The following is a 25,259-nucleotide window of genomic DNA, read 5'->3' as shown; positions in this document are numbered from 1 at the left end:
GCGCGCGCAGAGCGCGCACCCCCCACAGACGCGCGCCCCACCCCGGCGCGCGCCCCGCCTGAGGAGGACTCCCTCGTAATGGCACAACTGCGTAGCAGCAAGCTCCGGTTCGCCGCGATCACCGGTCTGGCGACCGCCGCCCTCGTGGGCGGGTTGACCGCCCTGCCCGCCCAGGCCGCCCCGGCCGAGGGCAGGGTCCTTGCCGCCGACTCCCCCACGGCGATCAAGGACAGCTACATCGTCACCCTGAAGCAGGGGACGGGCCTCAAGGCCGCTTCGAGCAAAGGCAGGAGCCTGGTCGGCAAGTACGGCGGCAGCGTCGACAAGACGTTCGGCGCCGCGCTGAACGGTTACACCGCCACCCTCTCCGCGGCCGAGGCCAGGAGACTCGCGGCCGACCCGGCCGTGGCCTCGGTCGAGCAGAACCAGACCGTCCGGATGGACGCCACGCAGTCCAACGCCCCCTGGGGCCTGGACCGCATCGACCAGACCTCGCGTCCGCTGTCCGGCACCTACACCTACCCGGACAGCGCGGGCAGCGGTGTGACGGTGTACGTCATCGACACCGGCGTCCGCATCAGCCACAGCGACTTCGGCGGCCGGGCCCGCAACGGCTACGACGCCGTCGACAACGACAACGTCGCGCAGGACGGCAACGGCCACGGCACCCATGTGGCCTCCACCGTCGCGGGTACCACCTACGGCGTCGCCAAGCGGGCGAACATCGTGGCGGTCCGGGTGCTGAACAACAGCGGCTCGGGCACCACGGCGGGCGTGATCGCCGGCATCGACTGGGTGACGGCGAACCACTCCGGCCCCTCGGTCGCCAACATGTCCCTCGGCGGCGGCGCCTCCGCAGCCCTGGACACGGCCGTACGCAACTCCATAGCGAGCGGCGTCACCTACGCGGTCGCGGCCGGCAACAGCAACACCAACGCCTCCTCGTCCTCCCCGGCCCGGGTCACCGAGGCGATCACCGTCGGCGCCACCACCAGTACCGACGCCAGGGCGAGCTACTCCAACTACGGCTCCGTCCTTGACATCTTCGCGCCGGGCTCGTCCATCACGGCGGGCTGGCACACCAGTGACACCGCGACCAACACGATCTCCGGTACGTCGATGGCGACCCCGCATGTCGCGGGCGCCGCGGCGGTCTACCTGGCCGGCCACACCTCGGCGACGCCCGCCGCGGTGGCCACGGCGCTGGTCAACGGCGCCACCACCTCAGTCGTCACCAGCCCGGGCTCCGGCTCGCCGAACCGGCTGCTGAGGCTCGTCCCGTAACGTCCCGCACCTCCCCCCACGACATCCCCCCACCGCTCCCCGGAGGCGTCCGCCGCTTCCGGGGAGCCTTCTTATTTTCCGAAAAGCAGGGAACCATGACGGGACGAGCCGTAGTGTAACGGTCAAAAGAACGAAAAGGTGAGCCTCGTCCCTGGTCTTGCCATACGGGCTCAATCATCAATACCGTCATACATCTCACCCGCATCGGTCCGTCAGCACGCGGTTCCAGGGGAGGGCTCAAGGACCGCGACGGATCCCGGCGCGGGGCGCGGTAGGGGGGTGCCGTGCTCGGTGACCGCACATGTGACCGAGCCGTGCCGCGCGACCGGCGGCCGTTTTCCGGAGCCGGTCAGCTTTGCCAGCTCACCCGGCGTGCGCGGAGACGGCCTTGCCGTGCCCGTGAGCGCGACGGGTGAGAAACCCCCCTTTCGAACCGGACATGGACCGGGCTGCCCAGGGGCGGGCTGCCCACCGGACGAGAGGGACCAGACTCATGAGTTCCGTTCTGCAGCCGGCGACATCGGACCAAAATCACCGCGACGGGGATCTCCGTGACGGGGATCTCCGCGACCTCGATCACCAGGACCACCGGGATCCGTCGACCGCCGGCAAGTACCGTCCCATCTCCTCTCACCTGGCGATCGCGCCGCCGGTGAGCGTCGTCATCCCCGCCATGAACGAGGCGGAGAACCTCCCGTACGTCTTCAAGACCCTGCCGGACTGGATCCACGAGGTGGTTCTGGTGGACGGCAACTCCACCGACAACACCGTCGAGGTCGCCCGTGAGTTGTGGCCCGGCGTGCGGGTGGTCGGCCAGGAGGGCAAGGGCAAGGGGGATGCCCTGATCACCGGGTTCGCGGCCTGCACCGGCGACATCATCGTGATGGTCGACGCGGACGGCTCGGCCGACGGCAACGAGATCGTGTCGTACGTCTCCGCGCTCGTCTCGGGCGCCGACTTCGCCAAGGGCTCCCGCTTCGCCAACGGCGGCGGCACCGACGACATGACCTTCATCCGCCGGCTGGGCAACCGGGCCCTGTGCGCCGTCGTCAACCGCAAGTTCGGCGCCCGCTACACCGACCTGTGCTACGGCTACAACGCCTTCTGGCGGCACTGCCTGGACAAGATCGACCTCGACTGCACCGGCTTCGAGGTGGAGACGCTGATGAACATCCGGGTCGTCAAGGCGGGGCTGAAGGTGCAGGAGATCCCCAGCCACGAGTACCTGCGCATCCACGGCGTCAGCAACCTGCGTGCCGTGCGGGACGGGCTGCGCGTGCTGCGGGTCATCCTCAAGGAGCGCTCCAACCGGCGGGCTCTGCGCCGCCGTCCGCACCACTCGCCGCTGCTCGACTCGGTGCGGGGAGAGGCACATTGATCCCGATCGACATCTCGGTGGTGATCTGCGTGTACACCGAGGACCGCTGGGAGGACATCCTCGCCGCGGTCGCCTCGGTGCGCGCGCAGAGTCACCCGCCGCTGGAGACCCTGGTGGTCGTCGACCACAACCCGGTTCTCCTGGACCGGCTGGTCCGGGAGTACAAGGAGGACGACGAGGTGCGGGTGCTGCCCAACGCGGGCCCGCGCGGGCTGTCGGCCGGACGCAACACCGGAGTCGCCGCGTCGCGCGGTGAGGTCATCGCGTTCCTCGACGACGACGCCGTCGCCGAGCGGGACTGGCTGCGCCGCTTCGCCGACCCCTACACCGACCCGCGGGTGCTGGCCGTCGGTGGAAAGGCGCAGCCCGTGTGGTCCTCCGGGAAGCGGCCCGTGTGGTTCCCGGAGGAGTTCGACTGGGTGGTCGGCTGCTCCTACCGGGGGCTGCCACCCGGCCGGGTGCGGGTGCGCAACATCCTCGGCGGCAACGCCTCCTTCCGGCGCACCGCGTTCGACCTGGTCGGCGGCTTCGCCACCGGCATCGGCCGCGACGGCGACAAACGCCCGCTCGGCGGCGAGGAGACGGAGCTGTGCATCCGGCTCAGCCACGCCAGACCCGACGCCGTCCTGCTCATCGACGACAGAGCCGTCATCCACCACAAGGTCCCCGCGGGACGCGAGCGCTTCGGCTACTTCCGCACCCGCACCTACGCCGAGGGCCTCTCCAAGGCCCTCGTCGCCCGCAGCGTCGGCACCGGCAAGGGCCTGGAATCCGAACGCCGCTACACCACCCGGGTCCTCCCGGCGGGCGTGGTCCGCGGCCTGCGCGACGCCGCCCTGGCCCGCCGCGGCGGCGCCCGCCGCGCGGCCGCCATCGTCACCGGCGTCCTCACCGCCGCCGGCGGCTACCTCGTGGGCACCCTCCGTGCCCGGCGCAACGGCACCACCTTCGCCGTCGTACCCATCGATCCGAAGGCCGTGGCGGAAGGGGCAGAGGAAGGGCTGGAAGAAGAAGCGGAGGAAGGAGCGGAGAAAGGAGCGGAGTCGACGAGCACCGGCAACGCCGGCGCGGCGGGCGCACGAAGAGCACCGGACAAGCCGAACCCCACGGCCACCGGACAGCCGGACCCAGCGGTCCCCGCAAGCGAAGGCGCGACAGGCCGGCCGAACCCTTCAACCACCGCGCAGCCGGACACGGCGGCCGAGCCGGTTGCCACAAGTGAAGGGGCGGCAGGCCGGTCGGCGGAGGTGGATGTCGTATGAGCCGCGCGGGGGTGCCGATCCTGATGTACCACGCGGTGTCCGTCGAGCCGAACGACGCGACGCGCGCCCTGTCGGTGACGCCGGAGGCGTTCGCGGAGCAGATGGGGCGGATCGCGGAGCGCGGGCTGACCCCGCTCACCACCGCCGCCCTCGCGGCGCGGTGGCGGGCGGGCCGGCCCCTGCCCGCCGGCCCGGTCCTGATCACCTTCGACGACGGCTACGAGGGCGTGCACCGGCACGCCCTCCCCGTCCTGGCCAAGCACGGCTTCCCGGCCACCGTGTTCGTCTCCACCGGCTGGATCCGGGGTCCGTACGACACCGGCGGCGGCCTGGACACCATGCTGGACTGGCGGCAGGTGCGCGAACTGGCCGCCGCGGACGTCGAGATCGGCGGCCACAGCCACACCCACCCCCAGCTCGACCAGCTCGGCGACGGCACCCTGCGCGCCGAGCTGGCCCGCTGCCGGGACATCGTCGCCGACGAACTGGGCGCCCTGCCGGTGTCGTTCGCCTACCCGTACGGCTACTCCAGCCGCCGGGTGCGCGCCGCGGTGCGTGAGCACGGCTTCACGCAGGCGCTCGCCGTCGGCAATGCCCTGGCCCGCCGGCCGCAGGGACCGTACGCCCTGCGGCGGGTGACGGTACGGCGCAGCACCACCGGCGAGGAGTTCGAGCGGCTCCTCGACGGCCGGGCGATCGCCCGCACCTTCGCCAGGGACCGCGCCCTGACCAAGGGGTACGCGGTGGTCCGCAGGACCCGGCGGGCGGTCCGGCTCGCGGCGGACGCCGTGGGCTGACGCGGCGGTTCCGTACCCGTCGGGACGCCCGGCGGGTACGAGACCGCGCGCACTCCGGGCGCACGGCGCGGTTCCCGACACACCGGACGCACCACGGAAACCGGGTGCACAGGGGCCTCCTGTGCCCGATCATGGGCGGCATGTCTGCCGCACACCCACACGACGCTCTGCCGATCCGGCTCACCGTCGACGACTCCGACTCGCCGTCCGACGTCGTCGACGCGCTGTTCCTCGGCCGCTTCGCGACAGGCGAGCAACCGTTCTCGCACGCGGCGAACATCGACCGCGTACGCACCGGTGCGACCCTGCTGCCGCCCGAGGCCCGGGTGCTGCGGGTCGCCCGCGACGACGACCGCAGCGCCACGCTCGCCGAGGGCGACGGCTGGACGCTGCTGATCTCCCGCTGGAACCGCGGCGCCGACGTCACCGTCACCGCGACCAGCGCCGAACTGGCCGCGCAGGTGCTCGACGAGGCGACGGACGGCGCGGCGGACGAGCCCGAACCCCAGCCGGAGAACGTGACCATGGGCTTCTGGTACGTCTCCCCGCGCCGGGGCCCGCACCGCACCACCCGCCAGATCTCCGCGGGCACCTGGGACGAGGTGCGCGCGAACTACACGGCGCCGGTGGCGGACGCCATGGACCGCCTGATGCGCACCACCCCGGAGGACATCGCCGGCCGGCTGCTCCTGCTGCACGGCCCGCCCGGCACCGGCAAGACCTCCGCGCTGCGCACCCTCGCCCGCTCCTGGCGGGACTGGTGCCAGGTCGACTGCGTCCTGGACCCCGAGCGGCTCTTCTCCGACGTCGGCTATCTGATGGACATCGCGATCGGTGAGGACGACTCCACCGGCAAGGGCCGCTGGCGGCTGCTGCTCCTGGAGGACTGCGACGAGCTGATCCGCGGCGAGGCCAAGCACACGGCGGGCCAGGCGCTGTCCCGCCTCCTCAACCTCACCGACGGCCTGCTCGGCCAGGGCCGCAACGTCCTGGTCGGCGTCACCACCAACGAGGACCTGGAGCGCCTCCACCCGGCCGTCGTCCGCCCCGGCCGCTGCCTGGCCCGTATCGAAGTGGGCCGGCTGACCCACCGGGAGGCGGTGGACTGGCTCGGCAGTGAGGCCCACGGCCGGGAGGATGCCGTCGGGCGGGACGGGGCGACGCTGGCGGAGCTGTACGCCCTGCGCCGGGGCACGTCCCCGACGTCCCTGCCGGAGCCGCGCGCCGGCGCGGACGCCGGCCTGTATCTGTAGTCCTGCAGTGCTTTGATGGGGGTATGCCCCTGTACGTCGGCACCTCGGGGTGGCAGTACAAGGACTGGAGAGGCGTCCTGTACCCGCCGGAGCTGCCGATGCGCCTCTGGCTGGAGGAGTACGCCGCGCACTTCGCCACGGTCGAGATCAACAACGCCTTCTACCGGCTGCCGACGCGGGAGAACTTCGAGGCGTGGCGGGACCGGGTGCCGCCGGACTTCGTGGTGGCGGTCAAGGCGAGCCGCTATCTGACCCACATCAAGCGGCTGCGGGACCCGGAGGAGCCGGTGGACCGGCTGATGAGCCACGCGCAGGGTCTGGACGACCGCCTCGGCCCGGTCCTGCTGCAGCTCCCCCCGACCCTGCGCGCCGACCCCGCCCTCCTGGACACCTGCCTGTCCCGTTTCCCGCCCGGCACCCGGGTCGCCGTCGAACCCCGCCACGACTCCTGGTGGACCCCGGCCGTCCGTACGGTCCTGGAGTCCCGTGGCGCGGCCCTGTGCTGGGCCGACGCCCGCTCCCGCCCGACGACCCCCCTCTGGCGCACGACCACCTGGGGCTACCTCCGCTTCCACGAGGGCCTCGCCCACCCCTGGCCCCACTACGGCCGCCGAGCCCTGGAAACCTGGCTCGACCGCATCGCCACCACCTGGCACACCGACGACGACGTCTACGCCTACTTCAACAACGACCCGGGCGGCGCCGCCGTGCGAAACGCACACGCGTTCGCGAGAACGGCGACACGAGCGGGCCTACACCCGACCCGCGCCCTTCTCACACCGACGCCTTGATTCCGCCGCCCCCCATTTTCCGCCGCAGCGGTGCTCAGCCACGACGGCGCGATCCGGCGGTGCCGAACCCTGTTTCAGCCCTCCCCACGAGCCGCCCGCAGGGCATCCCGCACAGCGGCCGCCGCCGCCTCCTCCCCCACCCCCAACCGCCGAGCCCGCTCGGCATATGCCTGCGCCGCCGCGGCCAGCTCCCGCTCCGCGGCCGAGCCCGCGGCAGCGACGAACGTGCCGTTGCGCCCCCGTGTCTCGATCACCCCGTCCGTCTCCAGCGCCCGGTACGCCTTGGCCACGGTGTTCACCGCCAGCCCCAGCGACTCGGACAGCCCCCGCACCGTCGGCAGCCGGTACCCCACCGGCAGCTCGCCCGACCGCGCCTGTTCGGAGATCTGCGCCCGCACCTGCTCGTACGGCGGAGCGGCGCCCTCATCGATGTGGATCTTCAAGGTCACGCCCCGATTCTCCCCGTCCCCGCCGGAAAATGGGAGGCACCCCGCACGCCTCCGCCGTAGCGTCCACTCACATGACCATCATCGTCCGCGACCTGCGCCCGGGCGTACGCGCCGACGCGGAGGGTTTCGTCCGCGCCCGCCACCGCGCGCTGCCCTACCTCCTGTCCACCCCGGACTCCCTGCTCCACGAGCTCGCCCACACCCACCCCGACGCCCATGTCCGCATGCTGGTCGCCGAGGAGGACGGCGAGATCATCGGCACGGCCCAGGTGCGTGTCGCCCATGACAGCCCGGAGCCCGGCCTGGGCTCGGTCAACGTGTACGTGGACCCCGCGCGGACGCGGCGCGGCGCGGGCACGCTCCTGGCCCGGGCCGGCGAGGAGCACCTGGCGGCGCACGGCGTGACCAGGGTCTTCACCTGGGTACTGGACGAGCCGGCCCACCGCGCCCACGCGGAGCGGCGCGGCTACCGCCCGAGCCGCTCGGCCCACTTCCTCCGCCTGGACCTGACCCACGCCGACCTGCCGCCCCTCCCGTCGGCCCTCCCACCCGGCGTCGAACTGCGCACGGCCGCCGACTACGCGGACGACCCGCGCCCGCTCTTCCGACTGGACGCCGAGACAGTGCTCGACGAACCGGGCGACATCTCAGCGGAGTTCACGGACTACGACGCGTGGATCGAGGAGAACTGGAAACACCCCCTCGTCGACCTGGAGCTGACCTCGGTCGCGGTCGTCGACGGCCGCCCCGCCGCCTTCACCGTGGCCCACACCGACGGCGTGACGCGCTACCTCTCCGGCATGACCGGCGCCGTCCGCGCCTACCGCGGCCGGGGTCTGGCCAAGCTCGTCAAGAACTACTCCCTGCGCCGCGCCCGCGAGGCCGGGTACTCGGAGGCGTACACGGGCAACGACACGGACAACGGCCCGATGCTCGCGATCAACAAGTGGTTCGGTTACGAGGTCCGCGCGACGGAGGTGCGCCATGTCCGCGAACTCGGCTGAAGCTCCCCGCGTGGTGGACGTCGTCCTGGTGAAGGCGGGCCGTACGAAGATCCGTTACCCGGCGGAGCTGCTGTCGGACGACGGCACCCGGGTCGCCGTCCGCGCGCCCTGGGCGGGCGAGGCGACACGCGACTTCGGCTTCGTCCGCTTCGAGCCGGGCGACGTCTTCACGGAGTACTACTGGCGCGACCGCTGGTACTCGGTGAAGGAGGTCCGCGACGCGACAGGCACCGTGAAGGGCTGGTACTGCGACATCACCCGCCCGGCCACCCTCTCCGGCACGGAGCTGGTCGTCGAGGACCTCGACCTGGACCTGTGGCGCTCCGCCGACGGCACGGACGTACGACGCCTGGACGAGGACGAGTTCGAGCAGAGCGGCCTGCGCCAGTCTGACCCCCGGGCCGCGTCCGCCGCCCTGTCCGCACTGGCCGAACTGGAGTCCCTGGCCCACCAGGGCCCCTTCACCCCCCTGCTCGCCTAGCCACCACGACATACCGCTCGTCCGCCACCGCCCCACCCCACAGCCGCACGTCCGGCGACAGCCGCTCCAGGCGTATGTGCTCCACGAGTGGCGTGAGCAGAGCGGTGAGGCGGTCCGCCGGTATGCCGACCGGGTTGACGGTCCCCCACACGCCCTCCACCAGTACGACGTACCAGCACGGTGTCGAAGCGGCGCTTCCCTACCGGTGGTGCCGCGGCGTCACCGTGGAGGAACTCCGCGTCATGCCCGGCGAGCTTGGTGCGGGCCAGGTCGAGCATGGGGGCCGAGCGGTCGACGCCGGTGACCCGGTGTCCCTGCTCGGCGGCGAGCAGCGACAGACTGCCGGTGCCGCAGCCGAGGTCGAGGACGTCGCCGGGGCGCTCCGGCAGCCAGCCGCGCAGCCGATCCGCCCAGGCCGCGCGCACCCGCGGATCGCGCAGTCCATGATCGGGTTCGTCGTCGAAGGCCGGGGCGGCCGCGTCCCAGTCGACACGCCCCGCAGTCGAACCGTCACTCGATTCCGTGCTCTTCACCATGCACCCAAGAGTGACACCCGCCACTGACAGTGCGAATCGTGACAGCCGCCACTGACAGACCGGTGGCCGATGAGGAACTCTCGCCCAAAGGGTCTACCTCCGTGAGAATGCGGAACCCGGTAGCCCTGAAGGAGGCAGCGATGCGCCGCGTAACCGTGCAGAAGCCCCTGAAGAAGACGGACAGCCACAAGGTCCGCGAGGAAGCCGACGAGCGCCCTGCCGGCCGTCCGGAGATCCGGAAGGACATCGCACGCACCTGGTGGCCGGACGGCTGAACCGAAAGGTTCGTCAGTCCAGCCGCTTGCGGTAATGGATGCGGTCGTAGGGGCCGTCCACGCGGCGCGCCACGACCTCGTAACCGTACTTGGGATAGATCCGCTGGTTCTCCCACATCAGCGCGTTGGTGTAGAGCCTCACTTCGGGCAGGCCCAGCGCACGCGCGTGTGCGTCCACGAACCCCAGCAGCCGTCGCCCCGCGCCCGTGCCCTGCGCGTCGGGGTGGACGGCGATGCTGTCGAGGAAGAGATGGTCCTCGAACACCTCGACGACCACGAGCCCGACCACCGGATCCCCCGTCACGAACACCCTGCCCGCCGCCACGTTCGTCGCGTGGTCCGCCTCCATGGGCTGGGGCATCACTCCGATGCGTTCCAGGTAGTGGCCGTACGCCGCGTCCGTGACGGCCTTGACGGCCGGTGTGTCGGCGGCGTCGGCCGCCCGGATCCCGTTGTCACTCATGTGCGCACGGTAGCTGTCTGATGCCAGGCTCAGCGCTTCCTTAACGCGACCATAAGGATCTCCATCACCCGCCTCCAGCAGGCGATTTCACGGTCCGTCCGGGCTAGCTTCGGATCGCCCCCAGGGGATGCACGCAGCCCGCGCACCCAGTGACCGTTCCGAGGAGTTCCCGCATGCCCGCACGCCGCCGTACGGCCGCCCTCGTCGCCGCCCTTGGCCTGCCCCCGCTCGCACTGACCGCGCTGTCCGCCGCGCCCGCCGCCGCACACGGTTCGATGGGCGACCCGGTCAGCAGGGTCGCGCAGTGCTACGCGGAGGGCCCCGAGAGCCCGAAGTCGGCCGCCTGCGCGGCGGCGGTCGCGGCCGGTGGCACCCAGGCGCTGTACGACTGGAACGGCGTCCGCATCGGCGACGCGAACGGCCGCCACCAGGAGCTGATCCCGGACGGCACGCTGTGCAGCGCGAACAACGAGGCGTTCAAGGGCCTCGACCTGGCACGCGCGGACTGGCCGGCGACGAGCGTGAGCAGTGGGTCGTACACCTTCAAGTACCGGGTGACGGCCCCGCACAGGGGCACCTTCAAGGTGTATGTCACCAAGGCCGGTTACGACCCGGCGAAGCCGCTCGCCTGGTCGGACCTGGACCTGGAGCACCCCGTCGCGACGGCCACGGACCCGGTCGCGAGGGGCGGCTTCTACACGTTCTCCGGCACGCTTCCCGAGCGCTCGGGCCGGCATCTGCTGTACGCGGTCTGGCAGCGCTCGGACAGCCCGGAGGCGTTCTACTCCTGTTCGGACGTCACCTTCGGGGGCGGCGACGGCCCGGCTCCGGCGGCATCGGCGCCGTCCGAGCAGCAGATCGAGGCCGGTACCGACAAGTCGACGATCGAGCACAACGGCCACGGGGACGACGACGCGACGACCACGGCGGATCCAACCGCGGAGCCCGCCGAGGACTCGTCGTCCCCGGCCAACGCGCCGCGCGCCGCCGGTGCCCCGCAGAACCTCGCCGAGACCGGCGGCGACGCGAGCACGACGTATCTCGCGGTCGGCGGCGCCGCCGTCCTGGCGCTGGGCTCGGCGGTGCTGTTCGCCTCGGTGCGGCGGCGCGCGGTGACCGGCGGCCGTGAGGCCCGCTGAGGACCGTACGGACGTACGGACTCCGGGGCCCGACCGGCGGCTCAGGCCGGTCGGGCCCCGGCGACAGCTCTGCTCCCGGTCAGTGGAAGACCGACGCGCAGGTGGTCGGCCTGGCGTGCGCCGGATCGAGCGCGTTGGTCACCTCGTGGAAGGCGATCCGGTCGGTCAGTCCGATCAGCGCGTGCTCGGACAGGTCGAGCGGGCAGAGGTCCTGGATGACCACGTTCTTGACGTCGGGTCCGTTCAGGAACTGCCCCTGGTAGGGCGTGACGACCTCGTCGTACTTGGTGGCGATGACCGTGTAGCGCACGCCGGGGACGGTGTCGCCGCCCGCGTTCAGCTTGGCCATGAAGTCGGATCCGGTGATCTGCTGGGCGAGCGCGGGGGTGGCGGTGGTGAGCAGGTCCTCCGCGCCCGGGAAGTACGGCAGCAGCTTGGTGAGTCCGCCGAGGGTGGTGCCGTGGTTGTTGGGCGCGATGCCGACCAGGGCGTTCACCTTGGCGGCTCCGCCGAGGAACTTGAGGTAGTAGCGGGGCATCATGCCGCCCTGCGAGTGGCCGACGAGGTCGGCCTTGTTGGCGCCGGTGGCGGCGAGCACCTTGTCGACGTACGCGGACAGTTGCTCGGCGGACTTCTCGATCGGCCCGAGGGCGTGGAAGAAGGGGACGCCGGGCAGTTGGCCGTAGTCGAGGGAGAAGACGCAGTAGCCGCGGTTCTTCAGGTAGGGCGCGAGGCCGAGCCAGTTGTCGACGGAGTTGGCGAAGGTCCCGTGGACGAGGACGACGGGGCGGGGGTGGGCTGCGGACGGCTTGCAGTTGTAGTCGTTCCAGCCTCCCCCGCTCGGTGCGACGGCGGTGTCGGCGGACTGGGCGGAGGCGGCGGGGAGGGTGACGGCCGCGGCGGCCAGCAGGAACGCGGCCAGCGGTCTGAGCACTCGCTTCCAGGGCAGCATCGGGTGATCTCCTTGCGGCTCATGGGGAAAGGCATGGGGAGAGTGCGGGGCCTTACGCCCTGTGATCCGGATCACGAGGATGCTGTTCACTCGACAAGTTACGGTCGAGTAGGTGACGTGGGAAGTTACGCGTCAGTAAAAAAACTCCTCACCAGGCGGGCCTGACGGGACCGCAGGGCGCAATACGCGCCAAAGCCCCCCACAACGCCCGCACTTCACCCTCACCAAGCACATCCCCCCAGGCCCGCACCACCCCCGCAGCCACCTCCTCCGCCGCCCGCACACACGCCCAACCCCGCTCAGTCAGCACGATGAGCCGGGCCCGGGCATCATCGGGATGCGGCCGACGCTCGGCATACCCCTTGCGCACGATCTCGTCGACGAGCTGACTGGCCGCCTGCTTGGTCACCCCGAGATGAGCGGCGAGATCGGTGACCGTCGCCCCGTCCGGAGCCATCCGAGCGAAGGTGAATCCATGAGCGGGCCGCACCCCCTCGAAACCGCGGGCTACCACACCGTCATTGATGCGCTGCGTGAGCTCCCCGGCGACGGCGAGCAGGGCGGCGGACAGGGCCATGGCTTCGGAGTTCTGCACGAGGGCATTGAAACACCCTTGACGACTAGGTCAAGCAGCTTGACCATATAGTCAAGCTCCTTGACCATACTCCACCCGGGGAGGCAACCCTTGCCCGTCATCCGCTCATCCGAAGCCATGACCCACGCCATCCACGGCGCCCGCTTCGTCTCGTACGCCACCCCACGCACCGGAAGCACCGAATTGTGCGCCTGGCGCGGCGAGATCCCCGCGGGGACCAAGGCCCCCGTGCACACCGTCAATCGGGAGGAGATCTTCCATCTGCTCGTCGGCGAACTCCTGATCACCCTCGACGGCGAAAACCACCGCATCACCGCCGGCGACACGGTGATCGTGACCCCGGGCACGCCTTTCGGCGTCGAGAATCCGACCGATCACACGGCCCTGTCCTGGGTCACCACGTCGATCGGCCTGGAGGCCGAGTTGGCCGACGGCACCCGGATCACTCCGCCGTGGGCCAACTGACCTGCTGTGCAAGCAGGCGCCCCAACCCCTCACGCGGCCAGCGACCCCGGTATGACCGCCCTCGGCCCGAACCTCGCCCGCGCCCGGTCCGCGACCTCCTCGACGCGGCGGACCTTCTCGTCGACGGGGTCGAAGGTGAGCTGGTGGGAGGCCCGGTCGGCGGGGGTCAGTCCCTCCGCGCGCAGGGCGATCGCGCGGACGCGGGCGCGTTGGAGGCCGAGCGCCTCGTACAGGCCGTACGCCGTTCTCGTCAGGGCCGCCGAGTGCGCGGTCGGCTCCGTGAGGGTGCGGGTGCGGGTGGTGGAGGTGCGGTCGGCGTAGCGCACGGTGAGGGTGAGGGTGCGGCAGACCTTCTCCAGCGCGCGCAGCCGGGTGCCGATCTCCTCGGCGGCCGAGAGCAGGGCGCGGCGGTGCCGGTCGGGGTCCAACTCGTCGCGCTCGAAGGGGCGTTCCGTCATCAGGGAGCGTGTGACCGCGTTCGGGACCACCCGGCCTCGGTCGATGCCGCCCGCCTTCTCCCGCAGTTCACGGCCGGCCTTGGCGCCGACCAGGCGCTGCAGTGTGGACAGGGGTGCGGCGGCGACCAGGCCGAGGGTGTCGAGGCCGTACTCGCCCAGGGTGCGGGCGGTCGCCGCGCCCACGCCGGGCAGCGCGGCGACGGGCTTGCCGGCGAGGAACTCCGCGATGCCGTCCGGGTCCTCGGGGACGACGCGGGTCGCTCCCGGCCGGGCGTCGGCCAGCGCCATCCGGGCCAGCATCGGGCCGGGCCCGGCGCCGATCGCACAGTCGACGCCGTGCAGTGCGAGGGCGCGGACCCGGATCACCGACGCCAGTTCGACGGCGGTGCGCCCGAAGTAGCGTTCGGCGCCGCGCAGATCGGCCAGCGCCCCGTCCGGCGGCAGCGCCTCGACGACCGGGGTGAACTCCTCCAGGAGCCCGAGCAGCCCCGGCAGGGCCGCCTCGTACATCGGCGGCAGCTGGAAACGTACGCAGAGGATGGTCATCCCGCACTCCCCGGACTCTGGTGCCACAACTTCCGTACGGCCGAAGGCCCTTGTGAGGCTTCCTGTCCCGCGGGCCGCAGATCGGCCCACGGGTGCATCTGGTATCCGGTCGGCATCCGGACGCGCCGGCCGTGCGTCGGGTCCTCGGGCGACGGCCCGGCCAGCGCCGGCTCCGCCAGCCGGGCCGCGACCTCGTCGAGGCCGCCCTCGTCGCGCAGTTCGATCAGGTCGGCGAGGTTCCAGGCGGCCGCGCCCACCACGCTGAGGCTGCGCGGGCCGCGCCGCTGCACCACCCCGCGCACCAGCAGCAGCCAGGAGTGGAAGACGGTGTGGGCGCAGGTGTCGTGGGAGTCGTCGAAGAAGGCGAGGTCGACCAGGCCGGTGCCGTCGTCCAGGGTGGTGAAGACGACCCGCTTGCCGGAGCGGATCGGCGGGGTCTGGGTGGCCGCCTTGGCGCCCGCGACCAGCACGGTCTCGCCGTGCCGGGCCTCGCGCAGCCGCCGCGCGGACACCACGCCCAGCTCCTTGAGGAACTCCCGGTGGTCGTCCATCAGATTGCGTGAGGCGTCCATGGAGAGCACACCCAGCTCGGCGCTGAGCCGCTCCGCCTCCGACAGGTCGGGCAGCCCGGCGGGCGCGGTCTTCCGGCCGCCCGCCAGCGGAAGCTGACCGCCCCCGGCACCCCTCGCACCCCGGTGCAGCTCGGTCAGGTGCAGCTGCAGATCACGCCGGTTGGCGCCGAAGGCGTCCAACGCACCCACCTGGGCGAGCCTTTGAGCGAGCGGACGGCTGGGCCGCGCCCGCTCCCAGAAGTCCAGCAGGGAGGCGTACGGCTGTCCGTCCGCGATCCGCGCGGCCTCGGCCTCGCTGATGCCGTGCACATCGGAGAGGGCGAGTCGCAGCCCCCACACCCCGTCAGATTCAGACACTAGTTCGATACGGTGTGCGACGCCCGACTCGTTCACGTCCAGCGGCAGGATCGGCACACCGCGCCGCCGCGCGTCCGCCAGCAGCAGCCGCTTGGGGTACATCCCGGGATCGTGCGTGAGCAGCCCGGCGTAGAAGGCGGCCGGGTGGTGCGCCTTCAGCCACGCCGACTGGTACGTCGGTACGGCGAAGGCGACCGCGTGCGCCTTGCAGAAGCCGTAGGAGCCGAACGCCTCGACGATCTCCCAGGTCCGCCGGATCGTCTCCGCGTCATAGCCCTTCGCCGCCGCGTGCTGCGCGAACCAGACCTTGATCCGCCCCTGTGACTCGGGGTCGGACAGCCCGCGCCGGATCCGGTCCGCCTCGCCGCGCCCGCAGCCGGTCATGATCGCCACGATGTCGATGATCTGCTCGTGGAAGACGACGACCCCGTACGTCCCTTTCAGCGGCCGTTCGAGATCGGGGTGCGGGTAGCGTACGGGCGCCCGCCCGTGCCGCGCCTCGATGAACGGCCGCACCATGTCGGCGGCGACCGGCCCCGGCCGGAACAGGGAGATGTCGACGACCAGGTCATGGAAAGTGGCCGGCTGGAGCCGCCCCACCAGGTCGCGCTGACCCGGCGACTCGATCTGGAAGCAGCCCAGTGTCTCGGTGGAACGGATGAGCCGGTACGTCGCCGGATCACCCGGTGGCAGCGCGTCCAGGTCGATCCCGGTGCCCGTGGCCCGCCTCACCTCCGCGACCGCGTGCGCCATCGCCGACTGCATCCGCACCCCCAGCACGTCCAGCTTGAGCAGCCCGAGGTCCTCCACGTCGTCCTTGTCGAACTGGGACATGGGGAACCCCTCGCCGCTGGTCGGCATCACCGGCGTACGGCTCAGCAGGGAGGCGTCGGAGAGGAGGACCCCGCACGGGTGCATGGCCACGCCGCGCGGCAGGGCGTCGAGCGCCTCGACCAGCTCCCACAGTCTTCCGTACCGCTCCCGCTCCGCCGCGAGCGCCTTCAGTTCGGGCAGTTCGTCGAGGGCCGCGCGGGCGTCGCGGGCGCGGATGTGCGGGAAGGACTTGGCGATCCGGTCGATGTCGGCGGGGTCCAGGGACAGGGCGGCGCCGACATCACGGACGGCGTGGCGGACGCGGTACGTCTCCGGCATCGCGACCGTGGCGACCCGCTCGGTGCCGAACCGGCCGATGATCGCGCGGTAGACCTCCAGGCGGCGCGCGGACTCCACGTCGATGTCGATGTCGGGCAGCACGACGCGCTCCTTGGACAGGAAGCGCTCCATCAGCAGCCCGTGTTCGACCGGATCGGCGTGCGCGATGCCGAGGAGGTGGTTGACCAGCGAGCCCGCGCCGGAGCCGCGCGCGGCGACCCGGATGCCCATCTCGCGTACGTCGTCGACCACCTGAGCGACCGTCAGGAAGTAGGAGGCGAAGCCGTGGTGGGCGATGATGTCCAGTTCGTGGTGCACCCGCTCCCAGTACGCGCGGCGGCCGGTGTAGCCGAGGCGCACCATCCCGGCCGCCGCCCGCGAGGCCAGCGTCCGCTGGGCGGTGCGGCGGCCCGCGCCGACGAGGTGCGGCTCGGGGAAGTGGACGGTGCCGATGCCGAGGTCGTCCTCGGCGTCGACGAGGCATTCGAGAGCGGTCGCCTGCGTCTGCTCCAGCAGCCGGAGGGCGGTGTCCCGGCGGAAGCCCGCGGCCTCCACGATCCGCTCGGCCGCGTACCGCATGGCGTCGGGGCCCTTCAGCCATGCCTCGCCCGAGTCCAGTTCCCTGGTGGGGTCGATCGGGACCAGTCGGCGGGCGGCGTCCAGGACGTCGGCGACCGGGCCCAGGCCGGGGTCGGCGTACCGGACGGCGTTGCTGAGCACCGGCCGGATCCGCTGCTCGGCGGCGAAGCCGACCGTGCGGGCGGCCAGCCGCAGGGATCCGGGGCCGGTGCCCTCACGTCCGTGCCAGACGGCCTCCAGGCGCAGGGCGTCGCCGTAGACCTCACGCCAGGGGACGAGGAGCCGCGCGGCCCGGTCCGGGCGCCCGGCGGCGAGGGCGCGGCCGACGTCGGAGTCGGGGCCGAGCAGGACGGTGAGGCCGTCGGAGTGGTGGTGGGTCCAGGGCAGCAGGGGGGTGGCGCCCTCATGTGCTGCCGTGACGATCCCGCACAGGCCGGCCCAGCCCCGGGCGCGGTCGCGGGCGAGGAAGGTGACCCGGGGGGCGGACTCGTCGACGAAGGCGCCGCCGCGTACGGGGGTGCGGCGCCTGTCCCGTCGTACGGACGCGTCCTGTCGTACCGGCTCGGGCGGGGCCACCGCCAGGTTCACCCCGAAGAGCGGCCGGATTCCGGCCTTCGCGCACGCCTTGGCGAAGCGGACCGTGCCGGCGAGGGTGTCGCGGTCGGTGAGGGCGAGGGCGTCCATGCCCCGCTCGGAGGCGCGCTCGGCCAGCCGCTCCGGGTGCGAGGCACCGTGGCGCAGGGAGAACCCGGAGACGGTGTGCAGATGCGTGAAGCCCGGCATCCACACCTCCCGCTATCGAACACTCGTTCCAACCCGCTCACCCCCACCATAGACCAAATCCCGAACATGTGTACGACAACCATGCGAGCACCTCCCACCTGCGGAAACGTCCGTCGCCCCGGACTGCGGGGACATGACACAGACCTCCTCGCTCCTGGAACAACCCGAGCGCCGACGGCGCCCTCCCGCCCCCGGCGACCCGCTCGATCGCCTGCTTCAAGGGCGACACCATGCAAACGGGCGACGCCCGGCCCACACGAGGCCGAACGCCGCCCGGTCGATGCCGCTCAGGTGCCGTAGGACACCTGCGGCGGCTCAGCTGCCGTAGTACGCCCTCCGCATCAGTTCCTCCATGTCGTCCAGCATCGGCATCCGCGGGTTGGCGGGGGCGCACTGGTCGGCGTAGGCGTTGACGGCCTGTTGGGGGATGGCGTTGAGGAAGGCTTCCTCGTCGACGCCCGCTTCCTTGAAGGAGGCGGGGATGCCGCAGCGGTCGCGGAGTTGCTCGACCGCGCGGGCGTAGGACTCCACGCCCTCCTCGGGGGTGGCGGCGGGCAGGCCCAGCATGCGGGCGAGGTCCTGGTAGCGCTCGGGGGCACGGTAGGTCTCGGCCTTCGGCCACGGGGTGGCCTTGTGGGTGACCTTGCCGTTGTGCCGGATGACGTGCGGCAGCAGCAGCGCGTTGGTGCGGCCGTGGGCGACGTGGAAGGTGTTGCCCAGGGTGTGCGCCATGGCGTGGACCAGCCCGAGGAAGGAGTTGGCGAAGGCCATGCCGGCGATGGTCGACGCGTTGTGCATCCGCTCCCGCGCCTTCGGCGCCCTGGCGCCCTCCTTCACACAGGTCTCCAGGTTCTCGAAGATCAGCTTGATGGCCTGGAGGCACTGCCCGTCGGTGAAGTCGGAGGCGTAGACCGAGACGTACGCCTCGGTGGCGTGGGTCAGGGCGTCGAAGCCGGAGTCGGCGGTCACCGTCGGCGGGAGGTTCATCGACAGCACCGGGTCGACGATCGCCACGTGCGGGGTGAGCGCGTAGTCGGCGAGCGGGTACTTCTGGGCGGCCTCGGGGTCGGAGATGACCGCGAAGGGGGTGACCTCCGAGCCGGTGCCCGAGGTGGTCGGGATGGCGATCAGCTTGGCCTTGTCGCCGAGCTGCGGGAACTTGTAGGCCCGCTTGCGGATGTCGAAGAACTTCTCCTTCGTGTCCGCGAACTCCACCTCCGGCCGCTCGTACATCAGCCACATCACCTTCGCCGCGTCCATCGGCGAACCGCCGCCGAGCGCCACGATGGTGTCCGGCTGGAACTCCCGCATGGCGGCCGCGCCCGCCCGTACGGTGGCCAGCTCCGGGTTGGGCTCGACGTTGTCGATGTACTGCAGGAGGACCGGTTCCTCACGGGAGTTGAGGATCTCGGTGACCCGGCGGACGAAGCCGATCTGCTCCATCGTGCGGTCGGTGACGACGGTGACGCGGTGCACGTCCGGCATCGCCTTCAGATAGCGCAGGGCGCCCTTCTCGAAGTAGATCTTCGGCGGCACCTTGTACCACTGCATGTTGTTGTTGCGCCGTCCGATCCGCTTGATGTTGAGGAGGTTGACCGCCGAGACGTTGTTGGACACCGAGTTGTGGCCGTAGGAACCGCAGCCGAGGGTGAGGGAGGGGATGAAGGCGTTGTAGACGTCGCCGATGCCGCCGAGGCTGGCCGGCGCGTTGACGATCACCCGGATCGCCTTGACCCGCTTGCCGAACTCCTCCGCGAGTTCCTCGTCCTCGGTGTGGATCGCCGCGGAGTGGCCGAGGCCGTCGAACTCGACCATCTGTGTGGACAGTCGCAGCCCGTGCTCGGTGTCGGTGGCCTTCAGCGCGGCCAGTACGGGGGACAGCTTCTCCCGGGTCAGCGGCTCACGCTCGCCGACCTCCGCGCACTCGGCCACGAGGATGGAGGTGTCCGCGGGCACGCTGAACCCGGCCTGTTCGGCGATCCAGGCGGCGGACTTGCCGACGACCGCCGCGTTCAGCTTCGCCTCGGCGCAGTTGCCGCCGTGCGCGCCGACGCCGAAGAGGAACTCCTCCAGCTTCTCCTTCTCGGCGGCGGTGACGATGTGCGCGCCCAGCCGTCGCATCTCGGCGAGACCGGCCTCGTAGATCCCCCGGTCGAGGACGACCGCCTGTTCGGAGGCGCAGATCATGCCGTTGTCGAACGCCTTGGACAGGACGATGTCGTGGATCGCCCGGCCGAGGTCGGCGTCCGCGGCGACGTACGCGGGTACGTTGCCGGCGCCGACGCCGAGGGCGGGCTTGCCGCAGGAGTAGGCGGCGCGGACCATCGCGTTGCCGCCGGTGGCGAGGATGGTGGAGACACCCGGGTGGTTCATCAGCAGCCGGGTCGCGTCCATGGACGGCTCGTCGATCCACTGCACACAGCCCTCGGGGGCGCCGGCCGCGAGTGCCGCGTCCCGCACGATGCGGGCGGCCTCCACGGAGCACTTCTGGGCGCTCGGGTGGAAGGCGAAGACGATCGGGTTGCGGGTCTTGAGGGCGATCAGCGCCTTGAAGACGGTCGTCGATGTCGGGTTGGTCACCGGGGTCATCGCGCAGACCACGCCGACCGGTTCGGCGATCTCGGTGACGCCGGTCAGCTCGTCGCGGTGGATCACCCCGACGGTGCGCAGGCCGCGCATCGAGTGGGTGACGTGCTCGCAGGCGAAGATGTTCTTGACGGCCTTGTCCTCGAACAGTCCGCGACCGGTCTCCTCGACGGCCAGCCGGGCCAGCTCCCCGTGGGCGGCGAGGGCGGCGAGGGACGCCTTCTTGACGATGTGGTCGACCTGGTCCTGGTCGTACGACTCGAACCGGCCGAGCGCCTCCAGCGCGTTCTCCACCAGTGCGTCCACGCGGTCCTCGACCGGTATGACCTGCATGGCAGGTCCTCCTTCGTCACAGCATCGTTGATGGCGCCGATGTCTCGACGCCTCGATGTCTCCATTCGACACCCGGGCGGTGCGGTGACGGGCACGAGAACGGCCCCACCTCAAGGACCAAGGTCCCTGGTGGGGCCGTACGGAAGTCCCGGCGGCGCCGGGGTCAGCCGATCCGGGTGCCGGTCGCCGAGAGGGCCTCGGTCACCGGCTGGAAGAAGGTCGTGCCGCCGGACGCGCAGTCGCCGCTGCCGCCGGAGGTGAGCCCGATGGCGCTGCTGCCGGAGAACAGGGAGCCGCCGCTGTCGCCGGGCTCGGCGCACACGTCGGTCTGGACGAGCCCGCTCACGATGGCGCCGTTGCCGTAGTTCACGGTGGCGTCCAGGCCGGTGACGGTGCCGGAGTGGACCTGGGTGGTGGAGCCGCTGCGGGTGACCCGCATGCCGACCGCACAAGGTCGCCCTCCGGATGCGCGTAACGCCCTCCACCGCACGCCCCTCACACCTTCACCCCACCGACCCACCGGCGCGGCACCTCCGGGGTGCGGCCAAGGGGGAGCCCCCGCACGGTGGTTCGTGTGCGGGGGCTCGATGTGGAGCTGTCCTGCGGGACCGCCCTAGTAGACGCTGACGCCGTACGCGTTCAGGGCCTCCACCACAGGCTGGAAGAAGGTCGTGCCACCCCAGGTGCAGTTGCCGCTGCCGCCGGAGGTCAGGCCGTACGCGACACCGTTGCTGCCGTACAGCGGGCCACCGGAGTCGCCGGGCTCGGCGCAGACGGTGGTCTGGATCATGCCGTAGACGATGTCACCGCCGCCGTAGTTGACCGTCGCGTTGAGCGCGGTGACACGGCCGGTGCGGGTACCGGTGGTCGAGCCGGTGCGGATGACGTTGGTGCCCACGGAGGGAGTGGCCGCGCTGGTGATGTCCACGTTGCCGGCGGTGCCCGGCTTGCTCACCGAGCCGTTGGTGTACCGGACGATGCCGTAGTCGTTGTTCGGGAAGCTGGAGCCGGCGGTGGAGCCGAGCGTCGTGGTGCGACCCGAGTTGGACCACCAGGTGCCCGCGCCGTCGGTGCAGTGACCGGCGGTCAGGAAGTACTCGGCGCCACTGCTGCTGCGCACGTTGAAGCCGAGGGAGCAGCGCCAGCTACTCGCATAGATGGCGTCGCCGCCACCGATGTACTTCTGGAACGTACCCGGCGTCTTCTTGATGGTGAGCGCACCGGCGTTGGCACCGGCCTGCTTCTTGATCTCCGCGATCTCGGCCTGCGAGACGGTGCTGTCGACAGTGACCACGACGCGGTTGGTCTCGCTGTCGACCGCCCAGGCGGTGCCCGGGATATCGGCCTTGAGCACCGAGTCGCTGGCGCTCTTGAGCTGTGTGGTGCTGAACGTGGTGTTGCTCGCCGCGGTCGCGTTGGGGATCGCGATCGCGGCGGCGGCCACGAGTCCGGTGGAGACGGCGATCAGCCGGGTCCGTCTCGTGATGCCGCTGGTGGGGGTGGTGCGCTTGATCCTCACTTTTCGTTCCCTCCAAGGGAAGTCGGGGGCCCGCGTGGGGTCGGGGCCCGTGAGGCGCAGTCGGGACCACGGCTTGCTCGGATCCAAACATGCCGTGGCCCTGACAAGCGCTGTGGGGGAGTATTCGGCCGAACGGCCGGTCGGCGCAAGGGTGCCTTTCGGCCGTGCAGCCTTCAACTGCCGCCCCGTGCACGGAGCGGGTCCAGTGGATCTAGTAGATGCTGACCCCGTACGCGCCGAGCGCCTCGGTCACCGGCTGGAAGAACGTCGTACCGCCGGACCTGCAGTCGCCGCTGCCGCCCGAGGTGAGGCCGATGGCCTTGGAACCGTCGTAGAGCGGGCCACCGGAGTCGCCGGGCTCGGCGCACACGGTGGTCTGGATGAGCCCGTGCACGGTGCCGCCGCCCTGGTAGCGGACCGTCACGTTCAGCGCGGTCACGGTGCCGCTGTGGACGCCGGTGGTGGAGCCGTCGCGGGTCACCCTCTCCCCCACATAGGCGTTGGCGGCGGTGTAGCCGCCGGGGTGGCTGAGCGCGGGGTTGTCGTAGCGGACGAGGGCGTAGTCGTCGCCGGGGAAGCTGTGGCTCACCGTGGAACCGATGAGGGTGGTGTGCGCGGGGTCGGCGTACCAGGTCTTGACCGACTTCGCGCAGTGGCCCGCGGTCAGGAGGTAGTGGGTGCCGCCCTTGACCACGTTGAAGCCGAGCGAACAGCGGTACTGGCCACCGTAGATGGCGTCCCCGGCGGAGAGCAGCGGGGTGAAGACACCGTTGGTGCGCCGGATCTCCAGGGCGCCCGCCCCCTCGCCCGCGGCCTGGCGGATCCGGGCGAGCTCGGCCCGCGAGACCGAGCGGTCGGCGGTCACGACGACCCGCCCCTCGGCCTGGTCCACGTACCAGGCGATGCCCGCGACCCCGGCGTCGGTCACGGCGTCCGAGACCCGGGCGAGGCCCGCCGCGTCGACGGCGGGTGCGCCGGCGGCACCGGCGTTGGACGTCCCGGCCAGGGTGGCGGCGACGAGAGCCGCGGCGACGGCGAACAGTCGGGTGCGCTTGGTTCTCACTCTTCCTCCTCTTGGGAGCGTGGGAGCGGTGGCGGGCCGGGGGGTGAGGACCCGTGGGCGCAGCCAGGAATGGCGTGTTCCTGACATGCGCTGCACCGCCAGTGAGGATGCCGCCGGACGGGCGCGCGCACAAGAGAGCCACAGGGGGCGCACAGGAACACGCTCCCTCGGCCTCACCGGCCGCTCATCCCGCGAATGTCCGGAAGTCGACCCTCCGATGGCCCGGGGCAGCTCTCAGGGAACTCAGTCGCAGCAGGCGCAGCACTCACAGCAATCACAGCAACCGCCGTCACAGCCACCGCGGTTGCAGCAGTTGTCGCACCAACCCCTCCTCTTCTTCCGCGACCACGGCCCCTCGTACTCGTCGGCGCAGCACACCTTGCAGGTGCAGCACAGCCCGATCGCGACCGCGCACCCGGCCCAGAAACCCCGCTTCCGGGGCGAATCGGGCGGCGCGTACGGGCCTTGTGGGGGTCCGAAAGCCCCCTGCACGCCGGCCTCGGACCGCCCCCCATGCCCCTGCCCGTGCCCGCACGACGACGCCCCGAACGCCCGGTCCACCGACCGCCGCAGCTCATGCGCGAGCAGCAGATGCGCGAGCCCGCCGTCGGCGCTGTGCCTGTCCGGGGCGGCCCCGGACCCCCAGTCGACGTCCCGCAGCGCCAGCCGGATCCCGTGCAGCGCGTCGTCCGCGAGGCGCCGGGCCTCGGCCAGGGAGGTCCCGGTCGCGCTCAGGGGGTTCCAGGCACCCGACGCCGCGTCAGCCGCCCGGTCCTCCACGGCGTCCAGCAGATGCGCCAGCCGTCCGAACAGCCGCCCGACCTCGGCGAGCGGCTCGGCGTTGTGCGGCCGGCCGGCGAGCACCGCGGTGTGCGCGAAGGCGGCCGCGGTGGCGGTCTCGGTCGGCTCGGTGACGGTCAGCAGCGCGGTGCCGGGGCCGGCGAGCGCCTCGATGCCGATCTGCCGGTCCACCGCGTCGACGAGGACCGCCGTGTCGAACCCCACGGCGGACCCGCTCCGCTCCCCCGCCCGCCCCCAGCTCGCGGCGACCCTGCGGGCGGCGTGCGCCACCGGCCGCCGGGCCGGCACCCCGTCGCCGTCGGCGACATGGTCGCGCACCTTCGCGGAGGCCAGCACCAGCGAGACGGCGGCCTCGAGCCGGGCCCCCTCGCCCTGTGCGACGGACGCGGTGCGCATCCCGCGCAACAGCACGGGCCCGCGGTACGCCGCCTCCCGCTGTCCCGCCCGGCCTGAGCCTCCGTCAGAACGGAGATGAGCAGGCCGTCGTAGTTGGTGACGACACGGGCGAACTGCCCGTGGTCCCGGCGCAACGCGAGGCACAGCCCGCACAGGTGAGCCATCCACTGGGCCCCGAGCGCTTCCCCGAGCCGGTGCCGGCACGGCCTGACGATTCCGAACACGACGATCCCCGTACTGCATACGCGCATCGAACCGCCGCATGCTATCGACCGATGATCAGCCCGCAGCCGCCCCGGACGGCCGCCCGCGTTCACCCGTACGCACCGCGCATCACCCGTACGCAGCGATGAATCATATTTCACTCTCAGTCAGCAGCCATACGCGGCAAGACCCTTGGCAGGACCGGGCTCTGTACGGATCGGCTGTGCACCAGTACCGTCACAAACCCCCCGCGCGGCGTCTATCCACTTGGCGCGACATCCGCATCATGGACGACCATGGGGATGCGGAAAGCAAGAAAGACCGCTGTGAGAGGAGGCGTCCATGGGATCGGTGCGCAAGGCGAGTGCCTGGCTTGGCCTCGTCGACGACAACGATGACGAGCGTTACTACGACGACGACTACTCCGAGGGGACCGACTCCGGGGACGCCTGGGTCACCGACCCCCGGGTGAAGGTCGCCACGGACACGGCCGAGGAGAAGGGCCGCCGGATCGGCACGGTCACCCCGGACAGCTTCCGGGACGCGCGGGCGATCGGCGAGCTGTTCCGCGAGGGTGTCCCGGTCATCATGAACCTGACGGCGATGGAGCCGGCGGACGCCAAGCGGGTCGTCGACTTCGCGGCGGGGCTGATCTTCGGGCTGCGCGGCTCCATCGAGCGGGTGTCCACCCGGGTGTTCCTGCTGACCCCGGCCAACACGGAGATCGTGAACGGCGACCCGGCCGCGCACCGCGCGGACGGCTTCTTCAACCAGAGCTGAGGCAGG

21 protein-coding genes and 3 pseudogenes are annotated in these 25,259 nt (G+C 71.6%); 12 read left to right on the top strand and 12 right to left on the bottom strand.

Annotated features, from left to right (window positions below):
* The first annotated feature begins 78 nt into the window (after positions 1-78).
* The 6 genes and pseudogenes from ACH5AC_RS17765 to ACH5AC_RS17740 all read left to right on the top strand — a co-directional run bounded on the left by ACH5AC_RS17765 (position 79) and on the right by ACH5AC_RS17740 (position 6,765).
* The gene (locus ACH5AC_RS17765) at positions 79-1,284 is read left to right on the top strand and encodes a S8 family peptidase (protein WP_398862782.1); all 1,206 of its coding nucleotides are present in this window, start codon (positions 79-81) and stop codon (positions 1,282-1,284) included.
* Between the two features lie 493 nt (positions 1,285-1,777).
* Entirely contained in the window at positions 1,778-2,662 is an 885-nt protein-coding gene (locus ACH5AC_RS17760) for a glycosyltransferase family 2 protein (protein WP_398862781.1), read from the top strand.
* A pseudogene (locus tag ACH5AC_RS17755) lies at positions 2,659-3,630 on the top strand (glycosyltransferase family 2 protein); the annotation flags it as partial. The gene ACH5AC_RS17760 and the pseudogene ACH5AC_RS17755, both read left to right, overlap by 4 nt.
* A gap of 290 nt (positions 3,631-3,920) precedes the next feature.
* Positions 3,921-4,721 (top strand): polysaccharide deacetylase family protein, encoded by an 801-nt coding sequence (locus tag ACH5AC_RS17750; RefSeq protein WP_398862780.1) that lies wholly within the window; start codon positions 3,921-3,923, stop codon positions 4,719-4,721.
* Between the two features lie 131 nt (positions 4,722-4,852).
* Entirely contained in the window at positions 4,853-5,974 is a 1,122-nt protein-coding gene (locus ACH5AC_RS17745) for a DUF5925 domain-containing protein (RefSeq protein WP_398863131.1), read from the top strand.
* A 23-nt stretch (positions 5,975-5,997) separates the two neighbouring features.
* A complete protein-coding gene (locus ACH5AC_RS17740) occupies positions 5,998-6,765 on the top strand; it encodes a DUF72 domain-containing protein (RefSeq protein ID WP_398862779.1) in 768 nt (255 codons plus the stop codon).
* Positions 6,766-6,839: 74 nt separating this feature from the next.
* Here ACH5AC_RS17740 and ACH5AC_RS17735 read toward each other — a convergent pair whose 3' ends face one another.
* A complete protein-coding gene (locus ACH5AC_RS17735; RefSeq protein WP_398862778.1) occupies positions 6,840-7,214 on the bottom strand; it encodes a GntR family transcriptional regulator in 375 nt (124 codons plus the stop codon).
* Between the two features lie 71 nt (positions 7,215-7,285).
* Here ACH5AC_RS17735 and ACH5AC_RS17730 point away from each other — a divergent pair, with 71 nt between their 5' ends.
* On the top strand, positions 7,286-8,218 hold the full coding sequence (locus tag ACH5AC_RS17730; RefSeq protein ID WP_398862777.1) for a GNAT family N-acetyltransferase: 933 nt from the start codon (positions 7,286-7,288) through the stop codon (positions 8,216-8,218).
* Positions 8,199-8,699 (top strand): DUF402 domain-containing protein, encoded by a 501-nt coding sequence (locus tag ACH5AC_RS17725; protein WP_398862776.1) that lies wholly within the window; start codon positions 8,199-8,201, stop codon positions 8,697-8,699. Before ACH5AC_RS17730 ends, ACH5AC_RS17725 begins: the two co-directional genes overlap by 20 nt.
* Here ACH5AC_RS17725 and ACH5AC_RS17720 read toward each other — a convergent pair.
* Positions 8,680-9,235, bottom strand: a pseudogene (locus ACH5AC_RS17720) (class I SAM-dependent methyltransferase). The gene ACH5AC_RS17725 and the pseudogene ACH5AC_RS17720 sit on opposite strands and share 20 nt — an antisense overlap.
* Before the next feature lie 140 nt (positions 9,236-9,375).
* Between ACH5AC_RS17720 and ACH5AC_RS17715 the strand changes: the two are divergent.
* A complete protein-coding gene (locus tag ACH5AC_RS17715) occupies positions 9,376-9,510 on the top strand; it encodes a hypothetical protein (RefSeq protein ID WP_398862775.1) in 135 nt (44 codons plus the stop codon).
* A 13-nt stretch (positions 9,511-9,523) separates the two neighbouring features.
* Here ACH5AC_RS17715 and ACH5AC_RS17710 read toward each other — a convergent pair whose 3' ends face one another.
* Positions 9,524-9,973: a GNAT family N-acetyltransferase gene (locus tag ACH5AC_RS17710; protein ID WP_398862774.1), complete on the bottom strand. Its 450-nt coding sequence runs from the start codon at positions 9,971-9,973 to the stop codon at positions 9,524-9,526.
* Between the two features lie 173 nt (positions 9,974-10,146).
* On the opposite strand from ACH5AC_RS17710, the gene ACH5AC_RS17705 reads away from it, so the two are divergent.
* Complete coding sequence (locus ACH5AC_RS17705; RefSeq protein WP_398862773.1) at positions 10,147-11,112, top strand: lytic polysaccharide monooxygenase; 966 nt, start codon at positions 10,147-10,149, stop codon at positions 11,110-11,112.
* Between the two features lie 79 nt (positions 11,113-11,191).
* Here ACH5AC_RS17705 and ACH5AC_RS17700 read toward each other — a convergent pair whose 3' ends face one another.
* Both ACH5AC_RS17700 and ACH5AC_RS17695 read right to left on the bottom strand, forming a co-directional pair.
* On the bottom strand, positions 11,192-12,064 hold the full coding sequence (locus tag ACH5AC_RS17700) for an esterase/lipase family protein (RefSeq protein ID WP_398862772.1): 873 nt from the start codon (positions 12,062-12,064) through the stop codon (positions 11,192-11,194).
* A 148-nt stretch (positions 12,065-12,212) separates the two neighbouring features.
* On the bottom strand, positions 12,213-12,659 hold the full coding sequence (locus ACH5AC_RS17695; RefSeq protein ID WP_398862771.1) for a MarR family winged helix-turn-helix transcriptional regulator: 447 nt from the start codon (positions 12,657-12,659) through the stop codon (positions 12,213-12,215).
* Positions 12,660-12,749: 90 nt separating this feature from the next.
* On the opposite strand from ACH5AC_RS17695, the gene ACH5AC_RS17690 reads away from it, so the two are divergent.
* Entirely contained in the window at positions 12,750-13,124 is a 375-nt protein-coding gene (locus ACH5AC_RS17690) for a cupin domain-containing protein (RefSeq protein ID WP_398862770.1), read from the top strand.
* Between the two features lie 29 nt (positions 13,125-13,153).
* Here the strand turns inward: ACH5AC_RS17690 and ACH5AC_RS17685 are convergent, their stop codons facing one another.
* The 7 genes and pseudogenes from ACH5AC_RS17685 to ACH5AC_RS17655 form a co-directional block, all read right to left on the bottom strand.
* The gene (locus tag ACH5AC_RS17685) at positions 13,154-14,128 is read right to left on the bottom strand and encodes a DNA polymerase thumb domain-containing protein (RefSeq protein WP_398862769.1); all 975 of its coding nucleotides are present in this window, start codon (positions 14,126-14,128) and stop codon (positions 13,154-13,156) included.
* Positions 14,125-17,571: a DNA polymerase III subunit alpha gene (locus ACH5AC_RS17680; protein ID WP_398862767.1), complete on the bottom strand. Its 3,447-nt coding sequence runs from the start codon at positions 17,569-17,571 to the stop codon at positions 14,125-14,127. Before ACH5AC_RS17680 ends, ACH5AC_RS17685 begins: the two co-directional genes overlap by 4 nt.
* Before the next feature lie 315 nt (positions 17,572-17,886).
* Positions 17,887-20,490 carry a bifunctional acetaldehyde-CoA/alcohol dehydrogenase gene (gene adhE / locus ACH5AC_RS17675; RefSeq protein WP_398862766.1) on the bottom strand — a complete coding sequence of 868 codons (2,604 nt, stop codon included), beginning with the start codon at positions 20,488-20,490 and terminating at the stop codon, positions 17,887-17,889.
* Between the two features lie 163 nt (positions 20,491-20,653).
* Positions 20,654-21,010, bottom strand: coding sequence for a trypsin-like serine protease (locus ACH5AC_RS17670; RefSeq protein ID WP_398862765.1), 357 nt, complete (start codon positions 21,008-21,010; stop codon positions 20,654-20,656).
* A 93-nt stretch (positions 21,011-21,103) separates the two neighbouring features.
* Complete coding sequence (locus ACH5AC_RS17665; protein WP_398862764.1) at positions 21,104-22,009, bottom strand: S1 family peptidase; 906 nt, start codon at positions 22,007-22,009, stop codon at positions 21,104-21,106.
* Positions 22,010-22,220: 211 nt separating this feature from the next.
* Positions 22,221-23,072, bottom strand: coding sequence for a S1 family peptidase (locus tag ACH5AC_RS17660; RefSeq protein WP_398862763.1), 852 nt, complete (start codon positions 23,070-23,072; stop codon positions 22,221-22,223).
* A gap of 243 nt (positions 23,073-23,315) precedes the next feature.
* Positions 23,316-24,493 (bottom strand): annotated as a pseudogene (locus ACH5AC_RS17655) (DUF5685 family protein).
* Between the two features lie 322 nt (positions 24,494-24,815).
* On the opposite strand from ACH5AC_RS17655, the gene ACH5AC_RS17650 reads away from it, so the two are divergent.
* Positions 24,816-25,253 carry a cell division protein SepF gene (locus ACH5AC_RS17650; protein ID WP_398862762.1) on the top strand — a complete coding sequence of 146 codons (438 nt, stop codon included), beginning with the start codon at positions 24,816-24,818 and terminating at the stop codon, positions 25,251-25,253.
* Positions 25,254-25,259: the final 6 nt, after the last annotated feature.

It is taken from the genome of Streptomyces sp. NPDC018693, assembly GCF_044391385.1.
In the GTDB taxonomy this organism is placed as follows: domain Bacteria; phylum Actinomycetota; class Actinomycetes; order Streptomycetales; family Streptomycetaceae; genus Streptomyces.
This window is presented reverse-complemented; position numbering and strand designations above follow the sequence as displayed.